This window comes from Microbacterium soli, from assembly GCF_039539005.1.
Classification (GTDB): Bacteria; Actinomycetota; Actinomycetes; order Actinomycetales; family Microbacteriaceae; genus Microbacterium; species Microbacterium soli.
In genome coordinates this window covers 1,504,336-1,527,306 of the sequence record NZ_BAABCP010000001.1, presented here as the reverse complement: position 1 = coordinate 1,527,306, position 22,971 = coordinate 1,504,336, and the positions used below count along the sequence as shown (strand labels likewise).

The 22,971-nt window shown below is 71.1% G+C and carries 23 protein-coding genes; 15 read left to right on the top strand and 8 right to left on the bottom strand.

From position 1 onward, the window contains the following. Positions 1–110 precede the first annotated feature (110 nt). Complete coding sequence (locus tag ABD770_RS07130) at positions 111–323, top strand: hypothetical protein (protein WP_344818837.1); 213 nt, start codon at positions 111–113, stop codon at positions 321–323. A 64-nt stretch (positions 324–387) separates the two neighbouring features. Here the strand turns inward: ABD770_RS07130 and ABD770_RS07125 are convergent, their stop codons facing one another. After that, on the bottom strand, positions 388–1,026 hold the full coding sequence (locus ABD770_RS07125; RefSeq protein ID WP_344818836.1) for a TrmH family RNA methyltransferase: 639 nt from the start codon (positions 1,024–1,026) through the stop codon (positions 388–390). Between the two features lie 80 nt (positions 1,027–1,106). Between ABD770_RS07125 and ABD770_RS07120 the strand changes: the two genes are divergently transcribed. From ABD770_RS07120 to ABD770_RS07105, 4 genes are all read left to right on the top strand, one after another. Further along, positions 1,107–2,372, top strand: coding sequence for an Nramp family divalent metal transporter (locus ABD770_RS07120; RefSeq protein WP_344818835.1), 1,266 nt, complete (start codon positions 1,107–1,109; stop codon positions 2,370–2,372). 70 nt (positions 2,373–2,442) lie between these two features. Further along, positions 2,443–3,267, top strand: a complete 825-nt coding sequence (locus tag ABD770_RS07115; RefSeq protein ID WP_344818834.1) for a class I SAM-dependent methyltransferase — start codon at positions 2,443–2,445, stop codon at positions 3,265–3,267. Positions 3,268–3,318: 51 nt separating this feature from the next. After that, positions 3,319–3,645, top strand: a complete 327-nt coding sequence (locus ABD770_RS07110) for a hypothetical protein (RefSeq protein ID WP_344818833.1) — start codon at positions 3,319–3,321, stop codon at positions 3,643–3,645. A gap of 1 nt (position 3,646) precedes the next feature. Then, on the top strand, positions 3,647–4,279 hold the full coding sequence (locus ABD770_RS07105) for a metal-dependent transcriptional regulator (protein WP_344818832.1): 633 nt from the start codon (positions 3,647–3,649) through the stop codon (positions 4,277–4,279). Between the two features lie 49 nt (positions 4,280–4,328). Here the strand turns inward: ABD770_RS07105 and ABD770_RS07100 are convergent, their stop codons facing one another. Further along, the gene (locus ABD770_RS07100; protein WP_344818831.1) at positions 4,329–5,729 is read right to left on the bottom strand and encodes an FAD-binding oxidoreductase; all 1,401 of its coding nucleotides are present in this window, start codon (positions 5,727–5,729) and stop codon (positions 4,329–4,331) included. 199 nt (positions 5,730–5,928) lie between these two features. Between ABD770_RS07100 and ABD770_RS07095 the strand changes: the two genes are divergently transcribed. Continuing rightward, a complete protein-coding gene (locus ABD770_RS07095; protein ID WP_344818830.1) occupies positions 5,929–6,111 on the top strand; it encodes a hypothetical protein in 183 nt (60 codons plus the stop codon). Between the two features lie 27 nt (positions 6,112–6,138). On the opposite strand, the gene pyrE is transcribed toward ABD770_RS07095, so the two are convergent. Next, a complete protein-coding gene (gene pyrE, locus ABD770_RS07090) occupies positions 6,139–6,738 on the bottom strand; it encodes an orotate phosphoribosyltransferase (protein WP_344818829.1) in 600 nt (199 codons plus the stop codon). A gap of 55 nt (positions 6,739–6,793) precedes the next feature. On the opposite strand from pyrE, the gene ABD770_RS07085 reads away from it, so the two are divergent. From ABD770_RS07085 to ABD770_RS07050, 8 genes are all read left to right on the top strand, one after another. Continuing rightward, positions 6,794–7,330 (top strand): YbhB/YbcL family Raf kinase inhibitor-like protein, encoded by a 537-nt coding sequence (locus ABD770_RS07085; RefSeq protein ID WP_344818828.1) that lies wholly within the window; start codon positions 6,794–6,796, stop codon positions 7,328–7,330. A gap of 221 nt (positions 7,331–7,551) precedes the next feature. Beyond that, positions 7,552–8,397, top strand: coding sequence for an exodeoxyribonuclease III (locus ABD770_RS07080; protein WP_344818827.1), 846 nt, complete (start codon positions 7,552–7,554; stop codon positions 8,395–8,397). Beyond that, positions 8,394–9,287, top strand: coding sequence for a Cof-type HAD-IIB family hydrolase (locus ABD770_RS07075; RefSeq protein ID WP_344818826.1), 894 nt, complete (start codon positions 8,394–8,396; stop codon positions 9,285–9,287). Before ABD770_RS07080 ends, ABD770_RS07075 begins: the two co-directional genes overlap by 4 nt. 156 nt (positions 9,288–9,443) lie before the next feature. Further along, positions 9,444–10,706: a sensor histidine kinase gene (locus ABD770_RS07070; protein WP_344818824.1), complete on the top strand. Its 1,263-nt coding sequence runs from the start codon at positions 9,444–9,446 to the stop codon at positions 10,704–10,706. After that, positions 10,703–11,455, top strand: a complete 753-nt coding sequence (locus tag ABD770_RS07065; protein WP_344818822.1) for a response regulator — start codon at positions 10,703–10,705, stop codon at positions 11,453–11,455. The genes ABD770_RS07070 and ABD770_RS07065 overlap by 4 nt, the downstream gene beginning before the upstream one ends. Positions 11,456–11,626: 171 nt before the next feature. After that, the gene (locus ABD770_RS07060; protein WP_344818820.1) at positions 11,627–12,520 is read left to right on the top strand and encodes an ABC transporter ATP-binding protein; all 894 of its coding nucleotides are present in this window, start codon (positions 11,627–11,629) and stop codon (positions 12,518–12,520) included. A gap of 44 nt (positions 12,521–12,564) precedes the next feature. Continuing rightward, positions 12,565–13,650, top strand: coding sequence for an ABC transporter permease (locus ABD770_RS07055; protein WP_344819881.1), 1,086 nt, complete (start codon positions 12,565–12,567; stop codon positions 13,648–13,650). Between the two features lie 181 nt (positions 13,651–13,831). Further along, complete coding sequence (locus tag ABD770_RS07050) at positions 13,832–14,419, top strand: nitroreductase family protein (RefSeq protein ID WP_344818819.1); 588 nt, start codon at positions 13,832–13,834, stop codon at positions 14,417–14,419. A gap of 156 nt (positions 14,420–14,575) precedes the next feature. Here the strand turns inward: ABD770_RS07050 and ABD770_RS07045 are convergent, their stop codons facing one another. Then, a complete protein-coding gene (locus ABD770_RS07045; RefSeq protein ID WP_344818817.1) occupies positions 14,576–16,372 on the bottom strand; it encodes a glycoside hydrolase family 15 protein in 1,797 nt (598 codons plus the stop codon). 86 nt (positions 16,373–16,458) lie between these two features. Between ABD770_RS07045 and ABD770_RS07040 the strand changes: the two genes are divergently transcribed. Further along, the gene (locus ABD770_RS07040; protein ID WP_344818816.1) at positions 16,459–17,844 is read left to right on the top strand and encodes a glucose-6-phosphate dehydrogenase; all 1,386 of its coding nucleotides are present in this window, start codon (positions 16,459–16,461) and stop codon (positions 17,842–17,844) included. Between the two features lie 49 nt (positions 17,845–17,893). On the opposite strand, the gene ABD770_RS07035 is transcribed toward ABD770_RS07040, so the two are convergent. The 4 genes from ABD770_RS07035 to coaBC all read right to left on the bottom strand — a co-directional run bounded on the left by ABD770_RS07035 (position 17,894) and on the right by coaBC (position 22,965). Next, entirely contained in the window at positions 17,894–18,499 is a 606-nt protein-coding gene (locus ABD770_RS07035; protein ID WP_344818815.1) for a heme-binding beta-barrel domain-containing protein, read from the bottom strand. Between the two features lie 99 nt (positions 18,500–18,598). Further along, positions 18,599–19,528 (bottom strand): LysR substrate-binding domain-containing protein, encoded by a 930-nt coding sequence (locus ABD770_RS07030; RefSeq protein ID WP_344818814.1) that lies wholly within the window; start codon positions 19,526–19,528, stop codon positions 18,599–18,601. Further along, a complete protein-coding gene (locus ABD770_RS07025) occupies positions 19,525–21,687 on the bottom strand; it encodes an ATP-dependent Clp protease ATP-binding subunit (RefSeq protein WP_344818813.1) in 2,163 nt (720 codons plus the stop codon). The genes ABD770_RS07030 and ABD770_RS07025 overlap by 4 nt, the downstream gene beginning before the upstream one ends. A gap of 72 nt (positions 21,688–21,759) precedes the next feature. Continuing rightward, positions 21,760–22,965 (bottom strand): bifunctional phosphopantothenoylcysteine decarboxylase/phosphopantothenate--cysteine ligase CoaBC, encoded by a 1,206-nt coding sequence (coaBC, locus tag ABD770_RS07020; protein WP_344818812.1) that lies wholly within the window; start codon positions 22,963–22,965, stop codon positions 21,760–21,762. Positions 22,966–22,971: the final 6 nt, after the last annotated feature.

Here is a 22,971-nt window from a genome sequence, read left to right as displayed (position 1 = left end):
CATCCTGCGCTCTGCGTGAGTTCTCCACCGTGATCGGGCCCGCGCCACCGTGCCGTCGGCGACCGCTGGCATCCTGAACGGGCACGAGGGATGATGGAGAGGTGCTCACGATGACAGAACCGCAGGTGTGGACGCTCATCGGCGTCTTCGCCGCCGGGCTGTTCGGCATGCTGACGCTCATGTCGACGATGTTCGTGCGGATCATCAGGACCGAGATCGGCTCGGTCCGCACGGAGATCCAGGGCGTGCATCAGCGCCTGGACCGCATCGACGGCGACATCAATGCACTCATGAAGCACACCTTCGGCATCCAGCGCGACTGAGCCGCCCACCGGCATCTACCGGGGCCGCCCGTCGGCATCCGTCACGGTCCGCCACCGGCGTCCGTCAGGCGTGCCGTCGGCACCACTCGTACATGATGACGGCTGCCGCCGCACTCGCATTGATCGAGCGGGTGGAGCCGTACTGCGTGATCTCCACGTGCCCGCTCGCGACGGCGAGCGCCTCCGGTGAGATCCCCGGCCCCTCCTGCCCGAACAGCAGCACGCACCGCTCGGGCAGCTCGGCCTCGTCGACCGGGGTCGCTCCGGGGACGTTGTCGACCGCGATGATCGGAATGCCGGCCTCGGTCGCCCAGGAGGCGAAGGCCTCGACATCCGGATGGTGCACGACGTGCTGGTAGCGATCGGTCACCATCGCCCCGCGCCTGTTCCAGCGACGGCGGCCGATGATGTGCACGGTGTCGGCGAGGAACGCGTTGGCGCTGCGCACGATCGAGCCGATGTTCATGTCGTGCTGCCAGTTCTCGATGGCGACGTGGAACGGATGCCGGTGCGTGTCGAGGTCGGCCACGATGGCCTCCATCCGCCAGTACCGGTAACGGTCGATCACATTGCGCGTGTCGCCGCGCTCGAGCAGTTCGGGGTCGTAGCGGGGATCGACGGGCCACTCGCCCTGCCACGGCCCCACCCCGTGGGTCGTGCGCTCGGGCGTCTCCGCCGCACGCTCGGGCGTGTGCTCATCCATTCCCTCCAGCGTAGCCGCGCCACGGCAGGCGACGTCCGTGCGTACTTTTAGGTGCACCGAAAAATCGCTAGAGTCCAGGTATGACCGAGCCCGTGGTCGCGGCGGGCGGACGCCGCACGCCCACCGCACGCGCGAGGCTGCGCGGGCTGTCGCTGCTGGGGCCGGCTCTCGTCGCCGGAGTCGCCTACCTCGACCCCGGCAACGTCGCCAGCAACATGACGGCGGGCGCGCGCTACGGCTACCTGCTGGTGTGGGTGGTGGTCGCAGGCAACGCGATGGCGTGGCTCGTGCAGTACCTTTCCGCCAAGCTCGGCATCGTCACGGGGCGGAGCCTGCCCGAGGTGCTCGGCCGGCGCATCCGCAGCCGCTGGGCCCGCCGTGCATACTGGCTGCAGGCCGAGCTGGTCGCCATGGCGACCGACATCGCCGAGGTCCTCGGCGGCGCCGTCGCCCTCAGCCTCCTCTTCGGCATCCCCCTGCCGGTGGGCGGGCTGATCACGGGCGCCGTGTCCATCGCCCTGCTGACCGTACACTCGCGTCGAGGCCCGCGCCACTTCGAGTTCGTCATCATCGGCCTGATGGCGACGATCGTCGCCGGCTTCATCACGGGCCTGTTCGTCTCCCCTCCCGACCCGGCGAGCATCGCCGGCGGGATGCTGCCGCGTTTCACCGACAGCGGGTCGGTGCTGCTGGCGGCGTCGATCCTCGGCGCGACGATCATGCCGCACGCCATCTACGCGCACAGCGCCCTCACACGCGACCGCTTCCCGACGGCGGGGCGGAACCGGCCCTCCGTCCGCACCCTGCTCACGGCCACGCGCTGGGACGTGACGATCGCGATGGTCGTCGCCGGCGCCGTGAACCTCGCGATCCTGCTGCTGGCCGCCGCGAACCTCGACGGCGTGGCCGGCACCGACTCCCTCGAGGGCGCGCACGCCGCCATCACCGAGGGCCTGGGCGGTCTGATCGGCACGCTGTTCGCGGTGGGCCTGCTGGCGTCCGGTCTCGCCTCGACGTCGGTGGGCGCCTACGCGGGCGCGGAGATCATGCACGGCCTGCTGACGATCCGCGTGCCCCTCATCGTGCGACGGCTGGTGACCCTGATCCCCGCCCTCGTGATCCTCGCCGCAGGGGTCGATCCCACCCTCGCACTGGTGCTCAGCCAGGTCGTGCTGTCCTTCGGCATCCCCTTCGCCCTCGTGCCGCTGGTCGTCCTCACCGCGCAGCGCCGCACGCTGGGCGACCACACCAACCGACTGCTGACGACCGTCCTCGGCGCGGCTGCCGCGGCGCTGCTCATCGCCCTCAACGCCGCCCTCGTCCTCCTCGTGCTCACCGCCCCCTGACCGGGCCGGTGCGGAGAGCGGCGCGGATCGGGGCTGACACGGCTGGTCAGGTGAGGCTACCCTTACTCCTATGAACGCTCCTGCTGCGCGCCCCGCGCCCGTCTCCCCGACTCCCCGACTCGGTGGGGACGTCGCGCTGAGTCGGATGCCCGCGCACTGGATGCTGGGCCGACTGGGGAAGAAGGTGATGCGCCCCGGCGGTCTGCAGCTGTCGCTGCGCATGATCGACGCGCTGGGCATCGGCCCCGACGACGACGTCGTGGACTTCTGGCCGGGTCTGGGGGTGACGACCGAGCGGATGCTGGCGCGCGGGCCGCACAGCTACCTCGCCGTGGAGCGCGGACCCGCCGAGGCGGCCCGAGTGCGCGCGGTCATGCGCGAGGGCGACGAGTGCATCGTCACGCCGCCGCACCGCACGGGCAGGCCCGACGCCTCGGCATCCGTCGCGTACGGCGAAGCGCTGCTGACCCTGGAGCCGGCACCCCGGAAGACGGCGACGGTGGCGGAGGCCGCTCGGCTGCTGCGCCCGGGCGGCAGATACGGCATCCACGAACTGCTGCTGACCCCCGACGGCCTCCCGGAGGCGGCGAAGGCCGACATCGAGCGCACGCTCACCCGGGTGCTGCACGTGGGGGCGCGCCCGTTGACCGAGACCGAGTGGCGACGTCTGCTCGAGGACGGCGGCTTCACGATCGACTCCGTCGAGACCGGGGGGATGCTGCTGCTGGACGTGCCCACCTTCCTCTCGGACGAGGGCTGGGGCGGGACGCTGGCCTTCCTCGGCCGCTCACTCGCCCACCCCTCGGTGCTGCCGAGGCTCACCGAGATCTGGAACGTGTTCCGTCGCTACCGCGACAACCTCGGCGCCATCATCATCACCGCCCACCGCCCCTGACCGAGGCACGGGACACGGTGCGCCCCGACGTGGGCCGGTAGGCTCGAACCCATGCCCTCCGCGCCCGCCAAGAAGCATCGCGACGACTCCGAGGCACGCCGCGCCATGACGCTGAGCACCTGGTTCGCGCTGGTCGCGGGCGCCCTCGGCGTCGTGCTCATCGCCTGGCCGCACCTGCTGCCCGCCGGTGGCCCCTGGGTGCAGCTGCTGCTGGGCGCCATGACGCTGTTCTTCGCCTTCCGCGCCCGCACCATCGGCTCCCGCGGCGTCAACGACTACGACGGCAGGCTGTCGCTGCTGGCGGCGCTGGCCGGGTTCGCGATCCTGTTCTTCGCCGGGAACGCGGCGTTCACGGTCCTCGTCGCGCTGGGCGGCTGAGATGGGCTCCCCCGCGTTCGACGACTACCTGAAGACCGTCTACGCGCACACCGAATGGCAGGACGCTCCCATCACCCCGTCGCAGCTCGCCGCCGCGCTGGGGGTCGCGCCGTCCAGCGTGACCGAGATGGTCAAGAAGCTCGCGGCCGCAGGTCTCGTCTCGCACCAGCCGTACGGCGCGGTGCGGCTGACGGATGCCGGTGAGGGTCGCGCCCTGCGGATGCTGCGCAGGCACCGGCTGATCGAGACGTGGCTGGTGCGCGAGTTCGGATACGCCTGGCACGAGGTGCACGACGAGGCGGAGGTGCTCGAGCACACCATCAGCGACCGGCTGCTGGAGGGTATCGACGAGCGCCTGGGACGGCCGCGCTTCGACCCGCACGGCGACGCGATCCCGGATGCCGACGGGCGGGTGCATCGTGAGCCGTTCGTACTGCTCGCCGACGCCGCCCCCGGGCACACGGGACGCGTGCTGCGGGTGAGCGACCGTGACGCCGAGCTCCTCCAGGCGCTGGAGGAGCTCGGCGTCGGAGTCGGGCGCATGCTGACCGTCGCCGCCGAGGGCGCGCTGCTGGACGGCGCTCCGGTGACGCTGCCGGACGGCGCGCCGGACGTCGTCTGGCTGAGCGCCTGACTCCGGCGGCCGACGTCGCCGCAACCACGCTCACACCCGCCGGATGCGCTCAGTCGCCCGCGGCGGCATCCGCTCCGCCCCGCCGCGCGCCCGGCAGCGGATGCGCGGCCACCCAGACGCGCCGCGGGTCGTACTCCGCCCGCACCCGGTCCAGACGATCGATGGTCTCCGCGTCGAACGCGTCCGCGGTCCGCACGGCGCGGTCGACGAAACCCAGGTAGGGCGCTCCGTGCCTCCAGTCGCGCATCGCCTCCACGACCCTCGCCACCCGCCCCACCGCCGCGGGCATGAGCTCGGGCGCGGGCACCATGTCCACGGTGAACAGGGCGTACTCCCCGTCGAGGCCGCGCAGCGCGCCGTGCCGCGGTTCGGCGAGCGCTCCGCCCAGGTGCCGCAGCTCGGCGAACATCGGCACGTCGCCGGCCTCCTGCCCGGCGACGCTCAGCAGCGCGGCGAGCGCCTCATCGTCCAGTGCGCCCAGCATCGCGTGGTCGCCGACGGCCGGCGCGGGCTCCGGCGGATCCATGTGCACCTCGGCCAGACCGGCCGCCGGCATCCGTGCGAACGTGTCCAGCTCGGGCTGCAGCTCCCGCAGCGGGCGCAGGAGCTCGGCGGTCCGCGCGTCGTCGGCGAGGATCGCGCCGTCGATGATGAGCACGGAGCGTCCGCTGAGGAACGGCGGCAGGTCCGGGATCGGCGGGAAGTGCATGAGCCGCAGGCTGGTGGTCGCGCAGGGGTCGAGTCCCCTCGTCCAGTCCCGCCAGACGGGCAGCACCGCGGATGCCCGAGACATGTCCCACAGCAGGAACCCGGCCTGCACCTCGGGGACGGGCAGCAGGTCCATCTCGATCTCGACGACGGCGCCGAGTCCGCCGCATCCGCCGCGCAGCGCCCAGAACAGGTCGGGGTGGGACTGCGCGGTCGCGCGCACCAACTCGCCCGTCGCCGTGATCACCTCGAACGCCCGCACGTGGTGGGCTGCCAGCCCGTGCTGTCTCGCGTAGAACGACAGGCCGCCGCCGAGCACGTACCCCGACACCGACACGTCCGCCGCGCTGCCGTGCAGGGCGGCGAGCCCGTGCTCGGACGCCGCGTCGATGACCTCGCGCCACACGGTGCCGCCGCGCACGCGAGCCGTCCGCCGCCGCGGGTCGATCTCGACGCCGGTCAGTCGGTGCAGACGCAGCAGCACGGCATCCGCGACCCCGCGCTCCGCCAGTGGCATCGCACCGTGGCCGCTGGCCTGCGGCGCGATGCGGAATCCCGCCGCCGTCACCGCCGTGACGATGCGGGCGGCATCGGCGACGGTCGTCGGCTCGGCGACGGCGACCGGATGCTGCACGGCGGCGAGGTTCCACGGCGTGCGCGCCTGTTCGTATCCGGGATCGCCGGGGAGCATGAGACCCGTGATCTCACGCAGGACGCCGGGGTCGGGGACGGTCGTGGACATGCGAACTCCGATGCTCGGGGCGCGGCGGACACCGCGGGTCACTCCAGTGTGCCCGTCCGTCATCCGCGTGCGCATCCCGGGGAACACGGAGATCCCGGTGGTTCCCGCGATCACCGCGCGGGCACCCGAACAGGAGCCCGAGAACCCGAGCGCAGGAGGGTGGCACCGTCTAGGCTTGACGCGTCGCGAAAGGATGCCGATGACCCAGCAGGATCTGCTCTTCCTCGTGCTGGTCGTCATCGGCCTGTCGGCGCTGACCCTGCTGACGCTCCAGCTGCTCAAGCGGCCGCGGCGCGACGACAGGGGCGAGTGGTACGAGGGCCCCTGGGATGACGACGATCGCCCGCGGGGGCCGCGGGGCCCGCACGGCCCTCGACGCTGATACGTCCGCCGCCGGCGGATGCACCCGCTACTGCGGGTCGAGCCCCAGGTCGTCCAGGTCGAACGCCGCCAGCCACTGCAGGCCGGCCGCCTCGATCGCGGCCTGCGCGCCGGTCCTGCGATCGACGATCACGGCGACGGCGATGACCTCGGCGCCCTCGCGGCGCAGCGCCTCGACGGCCTTGAGCGCGGACTGTCCCGTCGTGGAGGTGTCCTCCAGCACGATCACGCGCCTGCCGGCCACCTCGGCACCCTCCACCTGGCGGCCGCGGCCGTGGTCCTTGGGCTCCTTGCGCACGACGAAGGCGTCCAGCGGATGCTCGGTCGCCACCGACGCGTGCATCACGGCGTTCGCGATGGGGTCGGCGCCGAGGGTGAGCCCGCCGACGGCGGAGACCTCGTGCTCCTTGATGAGGTCGAGCATGATGCGCCCGATCGCGGGGGCCGCGCGGTGATCGAGGGTGAGCTTGCGCATGTCGACGTAGTACGTCGCCTTCTTGCCGCTGGAGAGCGTGAAGTCGCCGTGGAACACCGCCTCGGCTTTGATGAGGTCGAGCAGGGCCTGGCGGTCAGCGGCGAGGTCGGTCACGGCATCCAGTGTATTCCGGGGCGGTTCACGCCCCGGCATCGAGGGGCTGGCCGTGCCGCGTCCGCGCGGCTACCGTGGGCGGAGGAGGCCAGACATGTTCTCATACGATCCCTATGCCGCTCTCGGCGAGCTGCGCCCCGTGCCGCCGCTCGAGCTCACCAGCCCTGACTTCACGGCGGGCGGGCCCCTGCCCGACTTCGCCTGGGCGTCCGCTCGCGGAGGTGAGGACCGGCATCCGGCCCTGCGGTGGTCGCAGCCGCCGGCCGGAACGCTGAGCTTCGCGATCTCGTGCTTCGACCCGGACGCCCCGACCGGGTCCGGCTACTGGCACTGGGCGGCCTACGACCTGCCCGCCGACACCCGCGAGCTGGAGTCCGGTGACGGCACGGCGAGGAGCCTGCCCGCGGGCAGCGCCGTGCTGCCCAACGAGGCGAGGCTGGAGCGCTACATCGGGGCTGCACCGCCGGCGGGCACGGGTGTGCACCGGTACTTCTTCGTCGTCGATGCGCTCGACGTCGACCATCTGGATCTGGATATCGGCGCGACGCCCGCGGTGCTGGGGTTCAACCGGCACTTCCACACGCTGGCCCGCGGCATCCTCATCGGCACCGGCGACCCCGCCGACCGCTGAGCTCGCCGCGCCCGGCCACCCGCACCCCCTCCCCCGACCCACCAGGGAATCGTCGAGCCACCACGCGAATCCGCGACATCCGCATGGTGGCTCGGTGATTGAGTGGTGGCTCGGCGGGCAGAGCGGGGCGGCGGGGCGGCAGGGCAGGAGGCGGCAGGGCGACGGGGCGGGGGCGGCAGGCGAAGATGAGCCATGTCCGCCGCCCCGCATAGGCTGGACGCATGCGTCTGGCCACCTGGAACATCAACTCCATCCGCGCGCGCGTGGGGCGTGCGGTCGACTTCGCCGTGCGCGAGGACATCGACGTGCTCGCCCTCCAGGAGATCAAGTGCAAGCCCGAACAGTTCCCCTACGCGCCGTTCGAGGAGGCCGGATACCAGGTCGAGGTGCACGGTCTCAACCAGTGGAACGGCGTGGCGATCGCGAGCCGTGAGCCCATCACCGACGTGACCACGGCGTTCGAGGGGATGCCGGGCTTCGCGAAGGGCCACGACGGGCCCGACGCCCCCCTGGAGGCACGCGCGCTGGGCGCCACCGTCGGCGGGGTGCGGGTGTGGAGCCTATACGTGCCCAACGGCCGGGCGCTGGACGACCCGCACCTGGCGTACAAGCTGCGCTGGCTGGGGGCGCTGCGCACGGCCACCGCAGCGGAGATCGCCGCGAACCCGGAGCGTCCCCTGGCCCTCGTCGGCGATTTCAACATCATCCCCTTCGATGAGGACAACGGCGACCCCGACATCGTCGTCGGCCGCTCCACGCACGTCTCCCCCGAGGAGCGGGCGGCGTTCTTCGCCCTGGAGTCCGCCGGGCTCAGCGATGTCGTGCGCCCCCTCATCCCGACCGGTTTCACGTACTGGGACTATCAGCGGCTGAAGTTCCCCCGCGATGAGGGAGTCCGCATCGACTTCATCCTCGGCTCCCGCCCCTTCGCGGATGCCGTGACCGGGGCGACCATCCACCGCGACGAGCGCAAGGGCGAGCAGCCCAGCGACCATGTGCCGGTGGTCGTCGATCTGTCCCTCGACTCCGCGGACGAGGACGACGACCTGCCGATGATCTTCGCATGACCGCCGCGCGCCCGGAACGCCCCGAACGCCCCGATCATTCGGAGCACCCTCGGCATCCGGTGCGCCCCGCGCCCGCATCCGGCATCCGCCTCATCGCGACCGACCTCGACGGCACGCTGCTGAACCGCGCGGGCACGGTCTCCCCGCGCACCCGCGCCGCGCTGGACGCCGCCAGGGACGCCGGGATCGTGACCGTCCCGGTGACCGCGCGCCAGCCGATCGGCCTGCGCCCCATCGCCGCGCAGGCCGGTTTCGACGACTGGGCGCTGTGCGGCAACGGCGCCTACGGGGTGCACCTGGCCACCGGCGAGCACCTGTTCGCGGAGGAGATCCCGGCATCCGTGCAGCGCGACCTCGCCGACGCGCTGACGGCGATCATCCTGGATCTGCTGTTCGCGAGCGTGCGGGACGCCGGGGAGGGCTTCGTCGCGCAGGAGGGCTACGCCGCCGTCGCCGACGTCAGCGACCACAAGCGCCGCCCGGAGACGATGGGCGGCGTGCCACTGGCCGATGTGCTGGCCGCGCCGAGCCTGAAGCTCGTGATCCGGCATCCGTCCGTGCCGGTCTCCGAGATCTTCGCCGCCCTGCGGTCGCTGGGGCTGGAAGGCTTCGAGGCGACCCTGTCCGGGGCGCCGTTCGTCGAGGTGATGGCGCAGGGCGTCACGAAGGCGACCGGCCTCGCGCAGGTGTGCGCGCACCTGGGTGTGGGGCGCGACGAGGTGCTGGCCTTCGGCGACGCCCTCAACGATCTCGAGATGATCGAGTGGGCCGGGCACGGCGTCGCGGTCGCGAACGCCGTGGATGCGACCCGGCGGGCAGCCGACGAGGTCGCTCCGTCGAACGACGAGGACGGCGTCGCGCAGGTCGTCGAACGGATGCTCGAGGGCTGAGCATCCGACACCCGTTCGGACCGCGATCGTGCCCGCTCGATCCCCTGCGACGCACGGCGCACGGCATCCGTCTCCGGCGCCCGCCCTTCCCTCCGCCGTTCGGAATCCCCCGGACGGCGGATGTGCGACGACCTGCATCCGTCCTACGGTGGGGGGATGCCGGTCTCCCCGTATCCACCCACGCCGACCACGCGCGAGCTGCGGCAGGACGCGCTGCTGGCCGCCGGGATGCTCGTGGGCGGGGTCATCAGTGCGGGTCTGACCACCATCGCCGACTGGTACGGCGAGGATCAGGCGCCGATGTGGTCCGCCCTGCTCGTCGTCGCGGCCGTCACCGTCCCCCTCGCCGTGCGGCGGCGCTGGCCCGCACAGGTCGCGGTGTTCATCGCGCTGGTGTTCTTCGCGAGCGTGACGCTGCGCGTGCCCGAGGTGTACGTCGTCAACATCACGATGTTCATCGCCCTGTACACGGTGGGGGCGCGGATGAGCGACCGCCGCACGGCGATGCTCCTGCGCGTCGGCATCACCTGCGGCATGTTCGCGTGGCTGATCATCGTGATGTACCGGGATGCGATCAGCGAGGCCGGCAGAGCGGACGTCGCCGCGGGGCTGTTCTCCCCGTACGTCGCGATGATGATGATCCAGCTGCTGCTGAACGCCCTGTACTTCGGGGGCGCGTACTACTTCGGCGAGCGCTCCTGGGCGGCCGCAGTGCAGCGGTTCGCCCTCGAGGAGCGCACCCGCGAGCTGGAGGCCGAGCGCGAGGTGACCGCCGCGCAGGCCGTGGCGCTGGATCGTGTGCGCATCGCCCGGGAGCTGCACGACGTCGTCGCGCACCACGTGTCGGTGATGGGTGTGCAGGCCGGTGCCGCACGGCTCATGATCGATCAGGACCCGGATGCCGCGAAGCGCACGCTGGCGGGGATCGAGAGCGCCTCCCGCGACGCCATCGGCGACTTCCGACAGCTGCTGGAGACGCTTCGGGCGCCCGGCGGCGTCGAGGGGGAATCGTCCTCGACGTTCTCCGTCGACGACATCGAGTCTCTCGTGCTCGCGTCGCGGGGCGCGGGGCTGCCCACGGAGTACACGGTGATCGGCGACCCCATCCCGGTGCCGGACACGGTCGGGGTGAACCTGTACCGGATCGCGCAGGAGGCGCTCACCAACGCCCGCCGGCACGCGGGGCCCGATGCGACGGCCGATGTGCGGGTGCGGTACACGACGGATGCCGTGGAGCTAGAGGTCGTCAACACCGGCAGGCTCCTCGGTGCGCTGCGCCCCGGCCTGGGTCAGCTGGGCATGCGGGAGCGGGCGCTGGCGTCCGGCGGCAGCATCGACCTGCGCCCCCGACCGCAGGGCGGTTTCCGCGTGCGGGTGCGGATGCCGCTCGCGCGGGTCACGGCGGAGGCGGTGCGATGATCCGCGTGCTGCTCGTGGACGACCACGCCATGCTGCGGGCGGGGTTCCGCATGATCCTCGCGACGCAGCCCGACATCGAGGTGGTCGGGGAGGCCTCGACCGGTGCGGAGGGTGTCGAGCTGGCCGCGCGACTGCATCCGGACGTCATCACGATGGACGTGCAGATGCCGGACATGGACGGCATCGAGGCGACGCGGCGCATCGTCGCGGACCCGGAGATCACGGCATCCGTCGCCATCGTCACGACGTTCGATCGTGACGAGTACCTGTTCCAGGCGCTGGATGCCGGTGCAGGCGGGTTCCTGCTGAAGAACGCGGGGCCCGAGGAGCTGATCTCCGCCGTGCGAGCGCTGGCCGCGGGCGACGGCGTGCTCGCCCCCGAGGTCATCCGCCGCGTGCTGGGCCGCTTCGCGGCATCCGCCCCCTCACCCTCCCCGTCCCCGTCGTCCTCGTCCCGACCGGCCACGCCTCCTGCTCCCGTCGCGCTTCCTGTCGGTCCGGAGGGTGTGAAGGCGACGGGAAGTGCGACGGGAAGGGGGGATGCGGGGGTGCTCAGCGAAGCGCTGACGGAGCGCGAGTCGGAGGTGCTGGCGCTCATCGCGGACGCTCGGAGCAACGCCGAGATCGCCCGCGAGCTGTTCATCGGTGAGGCGACCGTGAAGACCCACGTGTCGCGCGTGCTGCAGAAGCTCGGTGCGCGCGACCGCGTGCAGGCCATCGTCATCGCGCATCGACGCGGACTGGCCTGAGACGGCGGCGAGGGTGGACCCGCCGCGAGGGGGATTCCCGACGATCCCCCGCAGGACGGATGTCGACAGGCGCTCCGCTCCGTAGCGTGGAGGCACGGACCGCGCGGCGCACCGGCGCACCGGCCCGAGAACGGGTGAACGAGAACGGGCGAACGAATGGAGACGACCGGCATGACGGGCACACTTCAGCTGGAGGGCATCACCAAGAGCTACGGCTCACGGACGGTGCTCGAGGGCATCCGCTTCGACGTCGCTCCCGGGCGGCTGACGGGATTCGTCGGCGGCAACGGGGCGGGCAAGACCACGACGATGCGCATCATCCTCGGCGTGCTGTCCGCGGATTCCGGCACGGTCGGCATCGACGGCGTCTCCCTCACGACCGCCGACCGGCGGCGCTTCGGGTACATGCCCGAGGAGCGCGGCCTGTACCCGAAGATGAAGGTGCTCGAGCAGGTCGTGTACCTCGCGCGCCTGCATGGGTTCGAGAAGACGGATGCCGCAGTGCGCGCCACCGCGCTGCTGGAGGAGCTGGGACTGGGCGAACGGCTCGGCGACACCATCGAGTCGCTCTCTCTGGGCAACCAGCAGCGCGCCCAGATCGCCGCGGCCCTCGTGCACGATCCGGAGGTGCTCATCCTCGACGAGCCGTTCTCGGGGCTGGACCCGCTGGCCGTCGACACCGTCGCCGAGGTGCTCGAGCGCCGGGCCGCACAGGGCACGTCGATCCTGTTCTCCTCGCATCAGCTCGACGTGGTCGAACGGCTGTGCGACGACCTCATCATCATCGCCGCGGGCACCATCCGCGCCGCCGGCTCCCGCGAGCAGCTGCGCGCCCAGCACTCCACCGTGCGGTACCAGCTCGACTCCTCCGCCGACACCGGCTGGCTGCGCGACGAGCCGGGTGTGACGGTGGTCGACTTCGAGGGCGGCTCCGCACTGTTCGAGGCCGACACCCAGGACACGGCGCAGCGCGTGCTGCGCGAGGCCGTCACCCGCGGCGATGTCATCGGCTTCGCACCACAGCATCCTTCCCTCGCTCAGATCTTCAAGGAGGTCATCCGGTGATCACCGCCGACACCGAATCCGCCCGCACGTCCCCGGAGAAGACGATGCCCACCGACCAGTCCGCCGCATCCGGCATCTGGCTCGTCGCCGAGCGCGAGATCACCTCCCGCGTGCGCAGCAAGGCCTTCATGATCTCCACCGGCATCCTGCTGCTGGTGGCCCTCGCGGGTGTGCTCATCGGCGGTTTCTCCAGCAGGACCGCCGAGCCGGATGCCATCGCGGCGACCTCGCAGACGGCATCGGTCGTCAGCGCGCTGCCGAACGTGACGGTCACCGAGGTCGCCGATCGCGCGGCGGCTGAAAGGCTCGTGCTCGACGGCGACGTGTCCGCCGCCGTGCTGCCGGCCGAGGGAACGGCGACCGGCGTCGTGATCCTCGCCGCCGACGAGGCCCCCAGCAGCCTCGTGATGGGCCTGTCCGAATCGCCGCAGGTCGACCTGCTCCGGCCCGCCACGACCGACCCGCTGCTGCGCTACCTCGTCGCGATCGGCTTCGGCGCCGTGTTCCTCATGGCGGCCTCGACGTTCGGCGCCACCATCGCGCAGAGCGTCGTGGAGGAGAAGCAGACGCGCGTGGTCGAGCTGCTGATCTCGGCCATCCCCACCCGTGTGCTGCTGGCGGGCAAGGTGCTCGGCAACACGATCCTCGCGATGGCGCAGATCGTGCTGCTGGCGGTGATCGCCGTCGTCGGGCTCATCGTCACGGGGCAGAACGAGGTGCTCGCAGGGCTGGGCGCGCCGGTGCTCTGGTTCGCCGTGTTCTTCCTGTTCGGGTTCATCCTGCTCGCGGCGCTATACTCCGCCGCCGCCGCGATGGTCTCCCGTCAGGAGGACATGGGTGCGACGACGATGCCGCTGATGATGATCGTGATGGCACCGTACATCCTCGTGATCATCTTCAACGACAATCCCGTGGTGATGACGATCCTGTCGTACGTCCCGTTCTCCGCTCCGGTGGGGATGCCGGTGCGCCTGTTCGTCGGCGATGCGCAGTGGTGGGAGCCGCTGCTGTCGCTCATCATCCTGCTCGCCGGCTGCGTGGGAGCGATCCTGGTGGGAGCGAAGATCTATGAGAACTCGCTGCTGCGGATGGGGGCGCGGGTCAAACTCCTCGAGGCTCTGCGCGGCTGACCCCGGCTCTCCTCATCGAAACCCCTCGCGGCTCGCGTCAGCCGGGAGGGGTTTCGACGCTCGTGACGGATTCCGGCGAGAACGGACGGTGCGGCGGGAATACGCGACCTCGTGGACCGGTTGTGAAACCCGGACGACGAGGTCCTGCAACATCCGTCACAACTCGAAAGGCCTCATCGTCATGAGCACCGCCACCCTCGACCGCACCGCACAGACCGCGTTCCCCGTCCTCGACGTTCTCGCCAGCCGGTGGAGCCCGCGCGCGTTCGATGCCGAGACTCCGGTCGACGAGGGCAAGCTCTCCTCCGCGTTGGAGGCCGCCCGCTGGTCGCCCAGTGCCAACAACTCCCAGCCATGGCGTTTCATCGTCGCCCGGCGCGGGAGTGCGCTGCACCGCGGCATCCACTCCGCACTGGCGGGACTCAACCAGGCCTGGGCCGGGAATGCCGCTGTGCTCATCGTCGCGATCGCCGAGACCACTCGCGAGGACGGCACACCGATGACCTACGCGACGTACGACCTGGGTCAGTCGATCGCGCACCTGTCCGTGCAGGCCCACCATGACGGTCTGATCGTGCACCAGATGGCCGGGTTCGCACCCGAGCAGATCCGCGAGCTCACGGGCCTGGACGACCGCTTCGTCCCCATCACCGTCATCGCCGTCGGCGAGCTGGGCGATGTCGACGCCCTCCCGGAACCTCTCGCTCAGCGCGAGACCGCCCCGCGCGTGCGCCGTCCCATCGACGAGTCGGTGCTGCTGAGCGCCTGATCGACCGCGCCGGTCCCGGCTGCGAGAACGCCTGCACCGGCAGCTCCTTCCACCGAAGCCCCTCCTGACCGCCGAACCCCCGCGATTCGCGTCGGCCAGGAGGGGTTTCGACGCCGGCGAGGGTTTCGACGGAGACGGACGGGGAAGACGAGGGTCTCAACGGGGATGGTGGACGGTCATCGTGACGGCGTCGGCGGCCCGGACCAGCGCCAGGTGCGAGAACGCCTGAGGGGTGTTGCCGACCTGGCGCCCGTGCACGGGGTCGTACTCCTCCGAGAACATGCCGACGTCGTTGGCCAGCTCGCACAGCCGATCCAGCAGCGCGCCCGCCTCCTCGGTGCGCCCGGTGACCGCGTACTGCTCCACCAGCCAGAACGAGCACGCCAGGAACGGGCTCTCATCGCCCGCCAGACCGTCCACGCCGCTGCCGGTGCGATACCTGTGCAGCAGCCCCTCGCGCATCAGAGTCTGCTCCATCCGCTCCACGGTGGCGAGCATCCGGGGGTCGTCGGGCGCGCAGTAGCCGACCTGCGGAAGCAGCAGCAGGGACGCATCCACCTCGGTGGTGCCGTAGTACTGGGTGAAGTGCCCATCGGTCACACCGTCGCGGTCGATCTCGGCGCGCAGCCGGTCGCGCAGCTCGCGCCAGCGGTGCACCGGCCCCGTCAGCCCGGACTCCTCGACGGCGCGCACCCCGCGATCGAACGCCGCCCACATCATCACGCGGGAGTGCGTGAACATGTGCGGATCGCCGCGGATCTCCCACAGCCCCTGGTCGGGCCGGTCGATCTGCTCGGCCGCGAACTTCAGCAACTGCCGCTCCAACGGCCAGGAGTACTCGGACTCCGGCAGGCCCGCGGCGCGCGCCGCGGACAGCGTCACCATCACCTCCCCCACCACGTCGCCCTGGTACTGCTCGGCGGCGCCATTGCCCACTCGCACCGGTCTGGAGGCCGCGTAGCCGGGCAACGAGTCCAGCGACCGCTCGGGAAGATCGCGCTCCCCCGCCAGCCCGTACATGATCTGCAGATCGGCCGGGTCGCCCGCGACGGCGCGCAGCAGCCACTCCCGCCAGGCACCGGCCAGCTCGACGAACCCGTGATCCAGCAGCGCCTCCAGTGTGAGCGCGGCATCTCGCAGCCAGACGTAGCGGTAGTCCCAGTTCCGCTCCCCGCCGAAGTCCTCCGGCAGTGCCATGGTCGCGGCCGCCGCGATACCACCGGTCTCGCGATTGGTCAACGCCCGAAGGATCAGCAGCGAGCGCACCACGGCGTGGTGGTGCACGCCGTGGTGCTCGATCATGTCGGCCCAGCTCTGCCACCAGTCCCTGGTGCGCTCGAGCTCCTCCTGCACGTCCATCGGCCGAGGCGCCTCCCGGTGCGACGGGAACCAGGTCAGCTGCAGGTCTCGCACCTCTCCGGCCGTGACGGCGACCTCACCGCGATGCTCATGATCGACCGCCTGCAGTGCCGCACCGCGCAGCACGACCGCATCGGGCCCCGCCATCGCCACCAGCTCCGGCGCATCGGCGGTCCCCGTCTGGCGCATCCACGGCATCGCCCGGGCGTAGTCGAAGCGCACGCTCAGTCGCTGTGCGAAGCGCATCGTCCCCTCCACGCCGACCACCCGCCGTACGAGGTCGCTGCGATCGGGATCCGCGCCGGGCTCGGATCGCACCGGCATGAAATCGTGCACCTCGGCCACGGCATCCGTGGTCTGCCAGCGCGTGACCAGGATGAAGGTGTCGCGGTCGTACCGGCGGGTGACGATCGCCTCCTCATCTGCGGGGCGCAGCGACCAGCGACCATGATCGTCCTCTCCCAGCAGCCCGCCGAACGTGCTGGCCGAATCCAGTCGCGGAAGGCAGAGCCAGTCGATGCTCCCCTCTCGGGACACCAGTGCGGCGGTCCGGCAGTCGCTGAGCAGGGCGTAGTCCTCGATGCGCATGGCCATGCCCCGAAGTCTTCCACCCCCGTACCGGTGAGTACAGGTCCGCACCCGGCAGCACGGACGCCGCTCTCGGGGCATATCGTGAAGACATGGCTCAGGAGACGACTCTTCTCATCCTCGGCGCCTCCGGCGACCTCACCTCGCGGCTGCTGCTGCCGGCGATCGGCCAGCTGCTGGCGCGCCAGCCCGACCGCACGCTGACCCTGCGCGGTGCGGGCTCCGACGACTGGACGCAGAAGCGCTGGCGCGAGTGCGTGCGGGCGGCGTTCGCCTCCTCGGATGCCGCCGACGAGGTATCGCGCGTGAAGGGCACCGCATACACGAAGGCCGATGTCACCGACCGCGACGCGCTGGCCGCCCTGGTCGAGGGCGTGCAGGGGCGTCTGGTCATCTACTTCGCCCTGCCGCCGGCGGTGACCATCGCGGCCTGCGAGGTGCTGCGCGAGATCACCCTGCCCGAGAACACCGTGCTCGCGCTGGAGAAGCCGTTCGGCGCCGACGAGCGCAGCGCCCGTGAGCTCAACGAGCTCGTGCAGCAGCTGGTCCCCGAGAACCGCATCTTCCGCGTGGACCACTTCCTCGGCCGCTCGACGCTGCTGAACGTGCTGGGCGTGCGATTCGCGAACCGGCTCATCGAGCCGGTGTGGTCGGCCGACCACGTGCAGTCCGTGCTGGTGCGCTATGACGAGGCGCTGGCGCTGGAGAACCGCGCCCGCTACTACGACGGCGCGGGCGCCATGATCGACATGATCCAGAGCCACCTGCTGCAGGTGCTGGCGATCCTCGCGATGGAGCAGCCGCACGACCTGGACGAGCTGGACCTGCGCGACGCCATGGCGGCGGCGCTGCGCGCCACCCGGATCTGGGACGACAACCCGACCCGCTCGTCGCGGCGAGCCCGGTACACCGCGGGGCATCTGGGCGCGAAGACGGATGCCAGGGACGTGCCGTCCTATGTCGACGAGGACGGCGTGGACCCCGCGCGCGACACCGAGACCCTCGCCGAGATCACCTGCGAGGTGCACACCGCCCGCTGGTCGGGCGTGCCGTTCACGCTGCGCAGCGGGAAGGCCATGACCGAGCGCTGCGCGGAGATCATCGTGACGTTCAAGCCCGTCCGGCACATCCCCGACGGGCTGACCGGGCAGCCGTCCGACGGCGGCGTGCTGCGGTTCGTGCTGGGTCCGGACCAGATCGACCTGGTGCTCAACGTCAACGGCGGGGACGACCCGTTCGCGCTGCGCCGCGACGTGCTCTCCAGCGCCCTGGGCAAGGGCACCCTGCTGGCCTACACCGAGGTGCTCAGCGAGATCCTCGACGGGGATGTGACCCTGTCGGTGCGGGCGGATGCCGCCGAGCAGTGCTGGCGGATCATCCAGCCCGTCCGCGACGCGTGGGCGCGGGGCGATGTGCCGATGGACGAGTACACGGCGGGCTCCACCGGCCCGCAGCACTGGGCCACGAGCAGCCGCTGACCGATCCTGTCCCGGCCCGACCGGCCGACCCCGGCCAGGCCGAACCCGGTCAGTTGAACTCGGAGCCGGGGTGGTACCGCTTCACGCGATGCAGGGTGTTGGTGTCGGTGTGGTCCATCTCCACGCCGCCGAGGGCGCCGAGCTTCAGCACCAGCGTCTGCGTGTAGGTGAACGTCCCGTCCTCGTTGAACGTGAAGGTGCCCTCGAAGCCGCGCAGCTCCGCGCGCCCGGACAGGTACTTGTTCTGCAGGATGCCGTAGTTCGGGTCTCCGGGAGTGGCCTTGACCGTGAACGAGCTGTCATAGGCATCCGCGTCGCCGCCGGCCATCAGCGCGATGCCGCGTCCGAAGACCACGTTGCGGATGACCTGACGGGTGGAGGCCTCCCACAGCAGGTAGCCGACCTCGTCGTGGAACGGGTCCATGGCCTCCTCGCCATGCCGCCACGCCTTCATGCCGTAGGTCAGGCCCTCGATGCGCTGCCGGCCGTTCTCCTGCAGCGGGATCGGGCGGAACCATGCCTTCTCGAAATAGCCGGTGGGGCTCGTCTCGTCTTCACGGTTGTGGTACGACACGTCGGTGCCCGTGTCGCCCTCCCACTCGCCGACCAGCCAGGTGAGCGGTCCCAGTCGCCGCGGTCCGTGTGCGTTCGCCATGTTCACTTCTCCCTCAGGGCGCTCTCCGCCCATTCCCACCATAGGAACGCCGCTCATGCACGTCCAATCAACGGAATCTCTGGGATCGATAGATGCTGCCTATGCAGCGTGGACGGGCAGTGTGGTGGGGTCCAGCAGGTGCGCCGGAAGGTGTCGGATGATCGTCGCGATGCCGCCCAGCAGCTCGGCAGGCACGGCGGATGCGCGCCACAGCATCGCCATGCGACGGGCCGGTGCGCGCCCCGCGAACGCCGTCAGCCGCAGCGAGTGCGGGCGCGCGACGGGCGGCTGCACGGCCAGCAGCGGCAGCAGCGTGATGCCGCCGACATCCACCGCCACCATCTCCCGCAGGGTCTCCAGGCTCGTCGCCTGGAACTGCCCCTTCTCGGCCGCACCCGCCATGCGGCACACGTCCAGCGCCTGGTCGCGCAGACAGTGGCCGTGCTCCAGCAGCAGCAGCTGCTCGCCGGCCAGATCGGCGATGCCCAGATCATCCTTGCCCGCCAGCCTGTGCCCGGCCGGCGTGGCCAGCACGAACGGCTCCTCGAACAGCGGCTCGACGTGCAGCCCTGCGTCCTCCACGGGCAGCGCGCAGATCACGGCGTCCAGTCCCCCTGTGCGCAGCCGCGACAGCAGGGCATCCGTCTTCTCCTCGACCAGCCGCAGCTGCACGCGCGGATACCGCTCCCGCACCCGGCGCAGCACATGCGGCATGAGATACGGGCCCGAGGTGGGCAGCACGCCCAGCTGGACGATCCCCGCCTCCGGGTCGCGCGCCGCGCGCGCCAGCGCCTCCATGTCGGCGACAGCCCCCAGCGCGGCACGGGCGCGCTCGACGATCTTCTCGCCCACCGGGGTGAGCAGCACCCGACCGCGAGCCCGCTCGACGAGGGTGACGCCGAGCTCGCTCTCCAGTTTGCGGATCTGGGTGGACAGCGTCGGCTGGCTGACGAAGCACGCCTCCGCCGCCCGCCCGAAGTGCCGCTCCTCGGCGACGGCGATCAGATACGACAGGTCGCGCAGGTTCACATCGAGGGCCCCTGGCCGTCGCTCGTGAGCGCGAGCCCGGACCCGTCGACGGCGACGTCCACGCGCACGGTGTCGCCGTCGTGCACGGCGCCGGACAGCAGCGCCGTGGCGAGCCTGTTCTGCACCTCGGTCTGGATGAGCCTGCGCAGCGGGCGGGCGCCGAACACCGGGTCGTACCCGCGCTCGGCCAGCCAGGAGCGGGCGTCCGGGGTGACGGCGAGCGTGAGCCGGCGGTCGTGCAGCCGCTCCTGCAGCTGATCCACCGCGAGCTCCACGATCTGCGCGAGGTCGTCCTGACTGAGCGCCGAGAACATCACGATGTCGTCGAGTCGGTTCAGGAACTCCGGCCGGAACGACTGGCGCACGAGAGCCATGACGGCGTCGCGCTTGTCGGCGTCGGGCATCGAGGGGTCGATGAGGATCGGAGAGCCGATGTTGCTGGTGAGGATGAGGATGACGTTGGAGAAGTCGACCGTGCGGCCCTGGCCGTCGGTGAGCCGGCCGTCGTCGAGCACCTGCAGCAGCACGTCGAACACCTCGGGATGCGCCTTCTCGATCTCATCCAGCAGCACCACGCTGTACGGGCGGCGGCGCACGGCCTCGGTGAGCTGGCCGCCCTGCTCGTACCCGACATATCCGGGAGGGGCTCCGACGAGCCGGGAGACGGAGTGCTTCTCGCCGTACTCGCTCATGTCGATGCGCACCATGGCGTGCTCGTCGTCGAAGAGGAACTCGGCGAGCGCCTTGGCCAGCTCGGTCTTGCCGACCCCGGTGGGGCCGAGGAAGAGGAAGGAGCCGGTCGGGCGACCCGGGTCGCTGATGCCCGCGCGGGAGCGCCGCACGGCATCCGACACCGCCTTCACGGCATCCTTCTGCCCGATCAGCCGCCTGCCCAGCTCGCGCTCCAGGTGCAGCAGCCGCTCGCTCTCGCCCTGCAGCAGCCGTCCGACGGGGATGCCGGTCCACGCGGCGATCACGGCGGCGATGTCCTCGTCGGTGACCTGCTCGTTGACCATCCGGCCCTCGCTGGAGACGGCGGCCTCGGCGCGCTCGGCCTCGGAGATCTCGGTCTGCAGCTGCTTGATGGTCTCGTACTCGAGCCGGGACGCCTTGGTGTAGTCGGCCTCGCGCATGGCGAGATCGCGCTGGGTGATGGCGTCGTCGAGCTTCTTCTTCAGATCCCCCACCCGATTCAGCCCCTGACGCTCGCGAGCCCACCGCGCCTCCAGCTCGCCCAGCTCGCGCTCCAGCTCCGCCAGCTGCTCGCGCAGCGCGGCCAGGCGCTCCTTGGAGGCGGCGTCCTTCTCCTTCTTCAGCGCCAGCTCCTCGAGCTTCATCCGGTCGACCTGGCGTCGCAGCTCGTCGATCTCGACCGGCGAGGAGTCGATCTCCATCTTCAGCCGGGACATGGCCTCGTCGATGAGGTCGATGGCCTTGTCCGGCAGCTGTCGGGCGGGCAGGTAGCGGTTGGACAGCGCGGCGGCGGCGACCAGCGCGCTGTCCGAGATCGTCACGCCGTGATGCGCCTCGTAGCGGCCCTTGAGTCCGCGCAGGATCGCGATGGTGTCCTCCACGGAGGGCGCACCCACGTACACCTGCTGGAAGCGGCGCTCGAGAGCGGCGTCCTTCTCGATGAACTCGCGGTACTCGTTCAGCGTGGTCGCGCCGATCATGCGCAGCTCGCCGCGGGCCAGCATGGGCTTGAGCATGTTGGAGGCCGCGACCGAGCCCTCGCCACCGCCGGCGCCCATGAGCACGTGCAGCTCGTCGATGAAGGTGATGACCCGCCCGTCGGACTCGGTGATCTCCTTGAGCACGCTCTTCAGGCGCTCCTCGAACTGGCCGCGGTACATGGCGCCCGCGACGAGGGCGGAGATGTCGAGCGAGACGAGCTCCTTGTCCTTGAGGGATTCGGCGACATCGCCCGCGACGATGCGCTGCGCCAGCCCCTCGGCGACGGCGGTCTTGCCGACGCCGGGCTCCCCGATGAGCACCGGGTTGTTCTTGGTGCGGCGCGTGAGCACCTGACTGACCCGCCGGATCTCACTGTCGCGGCCGATCACCGGGTCGAGCCTGCCCTGACGCGCGAGGTCGGTGAGATTGACGCCGAACTGCTCGAGGGCGCTCTGCTGCTCTTCGTTCTGGGCGGGGCCTGTCATCTGTTCCTCCTGAGAAGCTCCTTCAAAGTTGAGTGCCGTTGACTCAACTTTACCAGAATGACGTTGTGATGGTCACCCGAGATCGGCGGCGATCACGTCCCAGATGTCATCGGCGACCGACCTCTTGGAGCCGGATGCCCGGGCGCGCACGGCACCGCCCTCGCCGATGACCTGGACGGTGTTCTCGGCCATCTCGAAGCCGCGATCCCAGCCGACCTCGTTGACCACGAGCAGGTCGACGCCCTTGCGCTCGCGCTTGCGGCGCGCGCGGGCGAGCATCTCCGCCTCGTCCTGCGGGGTCTCCGCGGCGAAGGCCACGACGACCTGCCCGGGATGCCGTCTGGCCGCCAGGGACGCCACGATGTCCTCGTTCTGGACGAGGTCGATGCTCTCCAGCACACCGGACTCCTTGGTGAGCTTGCCCTCGGCGACCTCCGCCGGACGGTAATCGGCGACGGCGGCCGCCATGACGATCACCGCCGCGTCCTCCGACACCGCCCGCATGGCGAGCCCCAGCTCGGCCGCAGTGCCGGCGCGCTCGATGCGGATGAGCGGATGCCGGGCGGCATCCGCCAGCACCCCGTCGTCGAGATGGGCGGCCACCAGCACGACCTCGGCACCGCGATCGGCCGCCGCCAGTGCGAGAGCGACGCCCTGCCTGCCGCTGGAGCGGTTGCCCAGGTAGCGCACGGGGTCGAGAGGTTCACGGGTGCCGCCCGCGGAGACCGCCACACGCAGGCCGTCGAGGTCGCGCTCGCCCCGCAGCGCCAGCGCCCGCTCCATGATCTGCTCCGGCTCCAGCATCCGTCCGGGCCCGGAGTCGCCGCCGGTGAGCTCGCCCTCGGCGGGGCCGAGGATCGCGACGCCCCGCTCGCGGAGGACGGCGATGTTCGCCTGCGTGGCCGCGTGCCGCCACATCTCCGTGTGCATGGCCGGCGCGATCGCGACCGGCGCCGTCGTGGCCAGCAGCGTGGTGCCCAGCAGGTCGTCGGCGAGCCCCGCCGCCATCTTCGCGATCGTGTTGGCCGTCGCGGGCGCGACGATCACGAGCTCCGCCGCCTGACCCACGGCGACGTGCCGCACCCGGGCGACGTCGTCGTGCACGCTGGTGGTGACCGGATGCCGGCTGATGGCCTCCCACGTGGGCAGGCCGACGAAGCGCAGCGCATCCTCGGTGGGGATGACCGTCACCTCGTGCCCGTCCTTGATGAGCAGGCGCACCAGGTGCACCGCCTTGTACGCGGCGATGCCGCCCGTGACTCCCACGACGATGTTCACGCTTCG